This is a genomic window from Microcoleus sp. B7-D4 (assembly GCF_036705125.1).
Taxonomy (GTDB): domain Bacteria; phylum Cyanobacteriota; class Cyanobacteriia; order Cyanobacteriales; family Microcoleaceae; genus Microcoleus.
The window spans coordinates 20,048-29,763 of the sequence record NZ_JAUBTT010000099.1 but is presented as its reverse complement, the minus strand read 5'-3'; the positions used below and the strand labels follow the sequence as shown (position 1 = coordinate 29,763).

At 49.6% G+C, this 9,716-nt stretch carries 12 protein-coding genes; 6 read left to right on the top strand and 6 right to left on the bottom strand.

Annotated elements, in window-relative coordinates:
- Both QUB12_RS30165 and QUB12_RS30160 read left to right on the top strand, forming a co-directional pair.
- Positions 1-435: hypothetical protein (locus tag QUB12_RS30165; RefSeq protein WP_333309770.1), on the top strand; the 435-nt coding region annotated here is incomplete at its 5' end.
- Between the two features lie 104 nt (positions 436-539).
- A complete protein-coding gene (locus tag QUB12_RS30160; RefSeq protein ID WP_333145234.1) occupies positions 540-677 on the top strand; it encodes a hypothetical protein in 138 nt (45 codons plus the stop codon).
- A 24-nt stretch (positions 678-701) separates the two neighbouring features.
- Here QUB12_RS30160 and QUB12_RS30155 read toward each other — a convergent pair whose 3' ends face one another.
- The 3 genes from QUB12_RS30155 to QUB12_RS30145 form a co-directional block, all read right to left on the bottom strand.
- Positions 702-1,091 (bottom strand): hypothetical protein, encoded by a 390-nt coding sequence (locus QUB12_RS30155; RefSeq protein WP_333145233.1) that lies wholly within the window; start codon positions 1,089-1,091, stop codon positions 702-704.
- Between the two features lie 61 nt (positions 1,092-1,152).
- On the bottom strand, positions 1,153-2,004 hold the full coding sequence (locus QUB12_RS30150) for a 3'-5' exonuclease (RefSeq protein WP_333145232.1): 852 nt from the start codon (positions 2,002-2,004) through the stop codon (positions 1,153-1,155).
- A gap of 456 nt (positions 2,005-2,460) precedes the next feature.
- The gene (locus tag QUB12_RS30145) at positions 2,461-2,793 is read right to left on the bottom strand and encodes a hypothetical protein (RefSeq protein WP_333309768.1); all 333 of its coding nucleotides are present in this window, start codon (positions 2,791-2,793) and stop codon (positions 2,461-2,463) included.
- 243 nt (positions 2,794-3,036) lie between these two features.
- Between QUB12_RS30145 and QUB12_RS30140 the strand changes: the two genes are divergently transcribed.
- Both QUB12_RS30140 and QUB12_RS30135 read left to right on the top strand, forming a co-directional pair.
- Positions 3,037-3,627 carry a hypothetical protein gene (locus QUB12_RS30140; RefSeq protein ID WP_333309766.1) on the top strand — a complete coding sequence of 197 codons (591 nt, stop codon included), beginning with the start codon at positions 3,037-3,039 and terminating at the stop codon, positions 3,625-3,627.
- Between the two features lie 217 nt (positions 3,628-3,844).
- A complete protein-coding gene (locus QUB12_RS30135) occupies positions 3,845-4,606 on the top strand; it encodes a hypothetical protein (protein WP_333309763.1) in 762 nt (253 codons plus the stop codon).
- Between the two features lie 175 nt (positions 4,607-4,781).
- On the opposite strand, the gene QUB12_RS30130 is transcribed toward QUB12_RS30135, so the two are convergent.
- On the bottom strand, positions 4,782-5,033 hold the full coding sequence (locus tag QUB12_RS30130) for a hypothetical protein (protein WP_333309760.1): 252 nt from the start codon (positions 5,031-5,033) through the stop codon (positions 4,782-4,784).
- A gap of 72 nt (positions 5,034-5,105) precedes the next feature.
- Here QUB12_RS30130 and QUB12_RS30125 point away from each other — a divergent pair, with 72 nt between their 5' ends.
- Positions 5,106-6,101, top strand: coding sequence for a tyrosine-type recombinase/integrase (locus QUB12_RS30125; RefSeq protein WP_333309757.1), 996 nt, complete (start codon positions 5,106-5,108; stop codon positions 6,099-6,101).
- Between the two features lie 258 nt (positions 6,102-6,359).
- On the opposite strand, the gene QUB12_RS30120 is transcribed toward QUB12_RS30125, so the two are convergent.
- Positions 6,360-6,605, bottom strand: coding sequence for a hypothetical protein (locus tag QUB12_RS30120; protein ID WP_333309754.1), 246 nt, complete (start codon positions 6,603-6,605; stop codon positions 6,360-6,362).
- A 350-nt stretch (positions 6,606-6,955) separates the two neighbouring features.
- Between QUB12_RS30120 and QUB12_RS30115 the strand changes: the two genes are divergently transcribed.
- Positions 6,956-7,231: a hypothetical protein gene (locus QUB12_RS30115; protein ID WP_333309751.1), complete on the top strand. Its 276-nt coding sequence runs from the start codon at positions 6,956-6,958 to the stop codon at positions 7,229-7,231.
- A gap of 241 nt (positions 7,232-7,472) precedes the next feature.
- Here QUB12_RS30115 and QUB12_RS30110 read toward each other — a convergent pair whose 3' ends face one another.
- A complete protein-coding gene (locus QUB12_RS30110; RefSeq protein WP_333309748.1) occupies positions 7,473-9,713 on the bottom strand; it encodes an SUMF1/EgtB/PvdO family nonheme iron enzyme in 2,241 nt (746 codons plus the stop codon).
- Between the last annotated feature and the right edge of the window lie 3 nt (positions 9,714-9,716).

Below are 9,716 nucleotides of genomic sequence, written 5' to 3'. Positions count from 1 at the left end.
ACCTTCCTAATCTCTGTCCGTCCGACTTGGGCTTCTGCCTTTTTCCTTGACCGCGACCCGAAAACAATCGAACTCAGAAAAGGAAGTTTTGGAGCATCCCTAAAACCGGGCGATAGGATTGCAATCTACGCCACCTTGCCGACTGCGGAAGTATTGGGAATTGTCCGGGTTCTGAAGCGTGAATCTCTGTCGATCGATCGACTGTGGCGGGCATCTGAACAAGGCAAACTGGCAAAAGTATCGCGCCAACAATTTGACGCCTACTACAACAATCAGGAATTGGGTATTGGGGTTTGGGTTAACAATGCCGAACTCTTGCCACGCCCGATCGCCCTTTCCAAACTTCGCCAAAACTGGGGTCATCACTGGCAGCCACCGCAGCAGATTCAACAGCTAACCCATGAACAGATCGCCGCACTGAACATCGCCCGCTGAACATTGACAACATAACCGAGCGCTACCTTGTCACAGATGAACCGAGCCGGACTGTGTTAAGGCTGATTTGACAGAACGAAACCAAGTAGTAATAGGAGTCAGAAATGGAAACCCTGCAAGATGTGCTGCTACGGATGGTAAAAGAGCATCTAGAACGAGAAGCCCAACGAGAGCGCGACGCCGATCGAGACGCCGATCGAGACGCCAGCCAGCCAGCCAACCCTACCAAGCCAGCCCCATGAAGAAATATAAGCTCAGTCACATTTTTATTTACCACGATTACATTGTGAGTATTTTTGTCGATGGGGCGTGGGAATTAATTTGCTCAAAGTATTACTTCCGCATCGTGGACACTTCTGCCAATTCCGCCTTGGCAGAAGCAGCCGCCAAGGCAGCGATCGATCAATACTCCTGAAGCGCGATCGGGAGTTGAGGCGGCGAAAGCAAGGATTGATATCTGGGTCGATCGGGTAAGCGAGCAGCGGTAAGAGCAAAACAAAAGCCCTCTGGTACATACCGGGGGGCTTTTGCTTTGGATGCGTCGCCGCTGCGTGAAACGACTTATCAATTCTACCGATCGCCCAAGCTCCAGAGCCGCTATACTGCGGTAATTGGGGCAAAGACTCATTGCCAATTACCAATTGCAAATTACCCATCGTGTAAAAAAGCTCCCTTGACATTTTCGGTCGGGGAGCTTTTTTGTTTTGGACGATCGTCTCACTCAGGTCTAGGCACGGGGCAATGAAATTTATCGTCATCCGCAGCCATCTTTTTTATCCGCTCCAGCACTGCCAAGCAATCACCCAGAGCGCGATGCTCGCCACAAAGAGGATGCCATCGGTAGCCTTCATGGTAATCGCTCCAGTCGCCTGCCCATTGCGCGTGCCAGTTCATCACGCACTCATAGCGCCTGCTTAAATTGAAGCTTTCTAGATTGTGCAATCTCCGGCAGTAATCTAGAATTGTTATGTCAAAAAAAGCATTGTAAATCAATACCCGCTTATTTTTCAGCGCCTCTACAATCTGCGGATAAATATCAGGAAAAGAGGGCGAATCTGCCACCATCTCGTCACTAATCCCATGAACTGCCGTTACGTCTGCCGGAATAGGAATCGTGGGCTTTACGAGCGTATTTAGTAGCGCTTCTCCTGTCGGGTTAATAATGGCAATCTCCACAATCTCAGCATTGTGCATCCCGGTTGTCTCGGTATCCAGAATTACCCAGTCATCCCTGGTCAACTCATCACGAGCCCAGCGTACAGCCGCGACTCTATCCTGTTCAATCAGCCGTTCTCGGCTGTTGTACCAGTCGTTATATTCGCGCTTGATTCGAGCTTTTTCGCGGTTAGCGGCAAGCGTTTCGAGTTGCTTTTCTGTCGGCTTTCTTTTTGGGCGGCAAGACTCTGGGTTATCGGGGTCATAGAGCAAAACGTCGTACTTTTGCGCCCTGATAATTCCGACTGCTTTTAGGGGCGATAAACCCAGTTCTGCGAGCTGCTTTTTGGTTTTGAGATTTTGAGAAGGTTCGCCGGGTTTCCCCCACCATTTGTACTCATCCAATTTCTCCATCGCCACCCCCTAAAATCTCCTCAATTTTCGAGATAGTATCCTTCGGCAGCCTTACGTCTTTATTGTGCTTTATATCTTTGATCAACTTGGTATCTTTGGCTAGCAGACTTTTGAAAAAGCTGGCGACTTTACCGGCTTTATCCGATAGGTCGATCGCAGGTGCTGGGTTCTGTTCGGCAGCAGGTGGCGGATTCTCTTTAAGTTTTGCCAGTTCTGCCAGTGTTCGATCGAGGTCGGCTTGGAGTTGCGCTCGATCGCGCGTAACTTCTTCTAATTGCTCCTCAAGCTTCCATTCTCTTTCTCTGCCATTGGCGATGATAAAAGCTTGAGTTTTGATGCTTTCTTGGGCTTCCTCTAGCTCCTGCTGTGCTGCTGCGAGTTCCTGTTTGGCTGCTGCAAGTTCGTCTTCAGTTTGTTTGAGCTGTTGCCTGAGCGCTTCGTCATTGGGGCGATCGGTCAGGCAGCGGACTCCCCCAGCAATTCAGCCTTTAATTCTGCTTTGAGTTCCGCTCGCAGTGGCTTAATGATTTCTACAATACGCTGTTCCAAGCTGCTGTCTGACAATTCTTGTCTTACGTCAGACGGCTGTTGTCTGACTTCTGCGGGTGAGGGTAGGACAACGGAGCCATCAGACAGCGCCGCGAGGCCCGCCCGCATAATGTCGATCAAAGTCTTAGAGCGATCGCACCCATGTTTAGTATTAGCCGCCGGATAACGCTCTTTCCCTAAATTGTCGATCGCCTCCAACACTTCATCGGGACAGCGAAAAGTTAACGATGTTGACGCCATTGTCTTACCTCGGTCATATATGTATGACACTATTGTATAACAGCCGTCGCTGTTTGTATGACATATAAGCAGAATCTGTCATACGCTTACTTGTCATACACCTTGCTTATGTCTAACAACTTAGTCTTACAAACTGTGACAATTGTCTAACAGCTTGCTAGTATGTAAGACATAAGGGTAAGACACCTCAAACAAACCCATACACGGCAACCACTACAGCCACATCACACCACAGGAAAAACCATGCAATTACTCGCCGCCAAATTCAACCAAATCGCTACAGCAATCGAAACGACTAACGCCCAGATTGCAGCCTTACAAGCCAAGCTCAGCGAACTCCAAGAACACCAGCAGCAACTACAATCAGTCGAGCAAGCTTGCCAGTCCGCTCTCTCCCAAGTTGACACAGCGCTGATGATGTTGCACCACGTCGATCCGACTGAAATAGCTACATTCAAAGATGCACTGGGAGTCAAGTTTGCCACCGACGCGATCGGCATTCTGTCCCCGACCAACACTGCACCCGCTGAACCGATCGAACCGGAACCAACAGCGCCAACAGCACCGGAAACTTCGGCAGAGCCTGAAATTGAGCCAGCAATTGATGTCGAGGTTACAGAAACCCCGGAAACACCCGCCACCGACGCGCCGATCGTCCCGGCACCGACAACAACAGCAGCCGACATTGAGGGACTGCTTAATAAAATGACTATCCAGAATATCCGTAAGCTGGCCTCCGCCAAGAAAGTTAGCGGCAATGGTACACGAGCGGCTATTGCCGGGAGACTCAAAGCGATCGTCACACAGGCTGATATCTGGAATGCGACGGCATAACTCAGACAGGGTGTAAGACCATAACCTCACCCGGTCTTACACTTGGCTTACATTGGTCTAACCTGTGTCTAACAATTTGTCTTACTACTATTGACAACTGTCTAACAATCTGCAATAATGTAAGACATACAGGTAAGACAAGCTTACCGAAAAACAAACCACCGCCCAAAGTTTACGAGGCCGCAGGCGGTGGAATTAGCCCTAACAGGACATAACAATGAAAGTAACACAGACTGCCACAACGATCGACACTGCCGCCCCGGCATCCTTTACCTGTGCTGATTGCCCTTTTGCTAGACACATTGACGGGAATCGCTACTGCTGCCAAGTCTCCCAAACCGCAAGCGATGTCAAGCGCGGCCACTGGGAAGCGACTATTTCCTGCTTTGAGGCACTGGCTAAAGCAGAAGCCGAAAAAGCTGCCGCCGAAGTCGAAATGGCGATCGCCAAAACCGACGCACCCGCACCCGCTACACCAAAGTCTGCAACACCTTCAACGCCTACACCTGCAACACTTTCAGCCAAAAAAGCTGCAACCGCATCACCTGCACTTGCTAAAACTGCAACAGTCGCACCTGCACCCGCACCCACCGCGATCGGGACTAATGACGAACCGCCGAACCGTGGGGACAATGGGCGAGGCCGGGTGCAGCCGATCGCAGCACCTAAGAAGCTCAACCTCTCGCTAGTCGCAGTCAAACGGATCACCTCTGATATTCCTGCAACCAATTTCGATCAGTTCGAGCTCGAAATTGCTGGGGAGTTGAGTTTGGCGATCGGCGGTTTCGTGATTCCCCCAGTGCTGGTGCGAGATTCTAGCGGATATAAGGTTATCAGTGGCCATCTTCAATATCACGCCGCTGTTCTGGCACGACAACTGAACCCACGGGCGGGCGAGACTATCCCGGCGATCGTACTTGAGGAAGAAAATCAGGCAGCGGCTCTCAGTCAATTAAAACGGCTGAAATTTGCCGCCTAATAGTTCGATCGAACTTGGGCCTCGCACTTTCAACCGGGGCCAATATCACCCGGAGGTTAAAAGCCATCGTCACAGAGTCCGAGCTCCGGGCTTTGGGATAAGGCTCAGATGTGGGACGCGACCCGCACAACGCGCAATTTATCAATCTTTAAAACCAAAAACCATGAACCCCTTATCAGCCGAATTCCTCCAAGCCCATCAGATTATCAACTATCACCCCGTCCCCGGGGACGGGGTGAGAGCTCCGGGCCGCGTAACGCTCACACAGTGGGGCGCACAGTACGCAACCCATTTCTACAACGAGCAAGATGGCGGTTTCCATGACGGCCACTACTTCAGCACCTTGCCTGATGCCGAAGCCGACTTTGCCCGCCGCGTGACTGAGTACGCACCCGTCGCCAACTAGCAGTCGGCACCCTTGCCCCATCTCCTAAAAATCGGGATGGGGCCCCTTTATGTCCTAGTGTTCGCGTAAACCCACATTATCAAGACCGCAATCATGAATAAAATTGAAAGTTCGATCGTCGCCCTCAATGCTTCCCTCGATGCCAAAATTGAGAGGTATTTCGATCCTCTAGACACTGACCCCGACGTGCTCAAACAATTACTCGCCGACAAGCGCTCCGAAAATACCCGCCGCGCCTATGAGCGGGACGTGAATGATTTTCTGGTGACTATGACGGGGACGGCTGCTTTGCCCGATAATGTTTTGGAATTCCTGCACCTGGAAGAACGGCAAGCTGTGGCGGTGGTTCTCAAATATAAAGCCAAGCTCATCGACAAAGGACTTAAGGAGGCGACTGTTAACCGACGGCTGGCGGCTGTTAAGTCGTTGGTGGAGATGGGCCGCAAGCTTGGCGCTTGTCACTACACTCTCACGGATATCAAGGGCGAGAAGGTCACGAGCTACCGGGATACAACGGGGGTTGACCGACCAACTTTTGAGCGAATTTTGCAGCAGTGCGACCGGGCAACTTTGTCTGGCAAGCGTGATTATGCTTTGCTTCGCCTGTTGTGGGGCAATGCTTTGAGACGAAATGAGATTAGCCAGTTGAACATTCGCGACTTTGACCCGGCCGGTAAGACTTTGCGGATTTTTGGCAAGGGACGCGGGACGCAAGCTGAGGTGATTGACTTGGGTTCTGCGACAGTGCAGGCGATCGCCGATTGGTTAGAAGCTAGGGGCGGCAATTCCTCTCAGGACGCGCCACTATTCACGGCCCTCGACTTTGCTAACACTGGCCATAGATTGACGGGCGATGGCTTGAGACGAATCATTGTCCGTCACTGCGAGAATGCTGGCATTACCAAGCAAATGTCACCCCACCGCATCAGGCACAGCGCAATCACGGCCGCACTAGACGCAACAGACGGGGATGTACGGAAGGTGCAGAAGTTAAGCAGGCACAAGAACTTGAACACCTTGATGGTGTATGACGATAACCGGGGGCGTGACCAGCGAGACGTTACTGAATTGCTTGATGAGATGTTTTAGGCGATCGAGCGAGAGCATCCAGCAATGCCCATATATCCTAAGTCAGAGACTGAAACAACTAAGGTTATTAAAAATGTCAAGCGCGTGACACACGGTCTTAGGTGTCCTTGCGAACGGCATGGCGGCTATTTTTCTGAATTTTCAGCAGCAACTTTGCACTTCGCCAGAACTTTCTAGCGAAAATTCAGAAAAATCTCGCTAGGGGAGAAGTAGACGGGGACAACAGTTTAAGAACCAATAGTCCCAGATCTCCGATCACTACTTATCACTTGAGTTCTCATTGTCGATAGGCATGGCTCTCGAATCATCAGGCATGGCTGGCGAATCATCAGGCATGGCTGGCGAATCATCAGGCATGCCTGGCGAATCATCAGGCATGGCTGGCGAATCATCAGGCATGGCTGGCGAATCATCAGGCATGGCTCTCGAATCATCAGGCATGGCTCTCGAATCATCAGGCATGGCTGTCTGATCGCTTTTATCGGTTGAGTTACTACCGCTCATACCCATAATCTCCCACAAAGTTAATTTACTTAGACAATACCGTAAACGGGGTGAAATGAGCAGTCGTACAGAAACTTACGCTAAGAAATTGATTAGTCGTTTTGAATACTGAGCTCGCCTCTTATAAACCTGTACCAATTGATCTGTCTGAAATTTAAAAGCCTCAAATCCTTACTGTGCTGTACAAAAAAGCTGTACCAAAAAACCTATGCTCTAATTGGTACAGCTTAATTTTCAATTCTTTAAGTTTTTGAGATACAAAAATAGTAGTTCCCAGAATGCTTATCCAGTAAAAGTTTCAGCCGATTCGTAAGTTTCTGTACGACTGCTCATTTACCCCCTCTAGGCAAATGGGAAAGCGGCGAGAACAGCAACTCAGAATTAATCAGCAACGGACGTTGGCTGATGATTTTCGAGATGTAGATAGCGGTAAGTCTTTTTTTGGGGTTGTATTAGACAGTATGTTTTCTTCAGCTACGGGAGTTGATACGGTAGAAGTTCCTGTGTTGGGCGATCGAGAAATTATGCACCCTCCTGTGGGGCATTATCCAGCAGTTGTCTTAGCTTCACCTGTTACCAGTAAACCTTTTATGGTTGAGTTGGACACGGCGGTGAGAAAGATATAGCGATTGCAGGTGAAGGGCGGATGCTGACGGATTTGATATGACTGACTCTCGCGGTACGTCGCTGTGAGATTGTTGATTTGATTTACAGATTGTTTCGGGCGACGAACCCTACTACTTAGCAGTCTCAACAGTGATTTGAGCGAAAATAAATCGAGTCGCCTCTGCCGACAACCCAACTGTAAAAGAAAGAAGTGCATAGCACAAAAGGGCAAAAGTGTCAAGAGCTATGAAGTCCACGCAGCTACACACACACAACCCGAAAACCGAAGTTCCCGTGGCTGGGACTGGTCGCCAAACTCCTGCTACGATTGGCACTACGGCAATAGACCACATTGTAGTTCCAGGAACCATCACGCAGCACCCGGTCATTATCTGTTCCAGTTTCCCAAGAACTTCCGTCAGTCGGTGCGCCGTTATAATTACCATGCCATTTATCGCTGCACCATTCGTAAACATTGCCGTGCATATCGTATAAACCAAACGCATTGGGCGGAAAACTCCCCACATCTGTTGTTTGTCCGCGGTAAAGTCCACTGGGTGCAGAACCGTAGGGATCACGGACGTCACAATTAACTAAATCTGACGTAATTGTTTCCCCAAAATAGAAAGGTGTTGTTGTACCCGCGCGACAAGCATATTCCCATTCCGCTTCCGATGGTAAGCGATAAGTCTTCCCTGTTTTTTGAGTAAGTTTACGGCAGAATTCCACAGCGTCATTCCAACTTACACTTTCCACAGGACGTTTCGCACCTTTGGAATCAGATGGGTTATTTCCCATCACCGCTTTGTATTGTGCCTGAGTGACTTCATATTTTCCCATGAAAAAAGGGGCTACAGTGACATTATGCTGTGGTCCTTCATAGTCATATCGTCCTGTTTCCGTACTGGGGGAACCCATCACGAAACTGCCTCCAGGAATTGCGATCATGTCTATAGTGATGCCACCGGGGAGATTTTCTGTAAAAAACTTGGCTTCTTCTTGGCGGGTGTTGGCGATTTGCCCCCTTGAATTAACCGTTACTGTTTGAAATTGAAATGTTTTTAAAGAATTTGAGGGTGGTTTTGGCGATGGGCTTTCCGGTAAAGGTTGAAGGAGCGGCTCTTCTGGGGATAATGAAGGAGATGCTGACTGGTTAGACGATCGCGATGGGGATGAGTTATTAGCAGAAGGAGTAGATTTATTCCAAAGAGTTTGACTGAGCACAGCAACAATAAACCCGCCTCCGGCAAAACCCGCCAATTCTAAAAAAGTGCGCCTTGTGGTGTTAGGTGAAGGGATATTCCCAGATGGAGGTGTAGGTGTTGCGGTAGGAATCGGCTGATAAGGAATCGCGGTAGGAGCAGGAGTCAGAGTAGGTGTCGGCGAAGTGACAGGTTTGGATTTGCTTGCAGGGGGCAAAGGGATTTGGACAGGAATATGAGATTGTCCCCCTGACATTGCCGGAAACGGATCGCGTCCCTTGTTAAGTTTTGTCCTCTGACACCAAGGACAATCCCTCAAATGTCCCCCATACCGATGCTCAGAATTCACCCCACAAGTCACCAAAGCCTTTTCTGCTTCATCTAATGCCTTCACCCAAGTCCGCGCATCAGGCCTCCCTTGGGGGTTATTATGCCCATCCTCAAAACAGTACACAAACAACTCCCGCAGCCTCGGATGCAACACATCAAACTTTAATGCCATTGGCCCAGGGCGATAAGGCACTTTCTTGGTTCCGTAGGGAAAATGCCCTGCTAAAATCCGCGTCTCCATTGGTGGTGGTTCCTCTGTTCCTTGATACACTGCCGCAAAGGGGTGCATCCCTTCCATCAACAACTGAAAAATCAACACCCCTAACCCAAACAAATCATGTTCCGGGGTGCGATCATAATCTGAAAACGTCTTACCCTGAAGTTCCGGGGGTGTATACTCCGCTTTCCCCACCGGACAGCGATAAACTTTGCCCTGTTGGAAATCACGAACCTGAAAGGAATCCGTATCTACCAGCGTTACCATCGCTGTGTCATAAACCAAGATATTCGACTCATTCACATCACCAATGACATACTGTTTCGCGTGTAAAGCACTCATCGCGCCTGCAAAGTTTCGCGCCGTGCGGTGCAAGGAGAGGTAATTAAAACCGAGATTTTCCTCACGGCGAGTTTTAGGGGTGTAGTAATCGTGGATGGGTCGCACTTGCTGCTTCGGCACTCGCGGCATGAGGAAGCCAATGATTTGCTGATGACCATTGATAGAAAGTAGTAAATCAACCGGCCAAGCAATCGAGACACACCCGTGAGATTTTGCTACTGAGTCATCAGGGGGGTTAGTCAACATTACTCGAAGTTTGTCACTATCAATATCTTTTAGCTTGTTGGCGTGATAAACTTTCGCCACCAGTGACGCATCTGGAGGGAATTCGTGAATTGCCCCTTCACCACCACCACCTAACCACGGCCCTAGAGTAATCACTTGTCCATTAGACTGACGCTTGACTTGCATACT